Genomic DNA, 262 nt, shown 5'->3' with positions numbered 1-262 from the left:
GAGCTAGAGGCAGTGCGAGTGGCTGGTACTATCGTTCGTCGTGCCTCTTTACATAACGAAGATTTAATTCGTGAAAAAGACATTCGAATTGGTGACTATGTTGTTGTGAAGAAGGCCGGAGATATTATTCCTGAAGTTGTGAACGTTATTTTTGATAAGCGTACTGGTGAGGAAGAAGAATATCATATGCCAACGCATTGCCCAGCATGTGAGAGTGAACTAGTTCGTTTAGAAGAAGAGGTAGCACTTCGCTGTATAAATC

At 42.0% G+C, this 262-nt stretch carries 1 pseudogene; it reads left to right on the top strand.

Annotated features, from left to right (window positions below):
* Nucleotides 1-262, top strand: a pseudogene (gene ligA / locus SB658_RS24880) (NAD-dependent DNA ligase LigA); the annotation flags it as partial.

This window comes from Bacillus sp. SIMBA_008 (assembly GCF_046535495.1).
Classification (GTDB): Bacteria; Bacillota; Bacilli; order Bacillales; family Bacillaceae; genus Bacillus; species Bacillus subtilis.
This window is presented reverse-complemented; position numbering and strand designations above follow the sequence as displayed.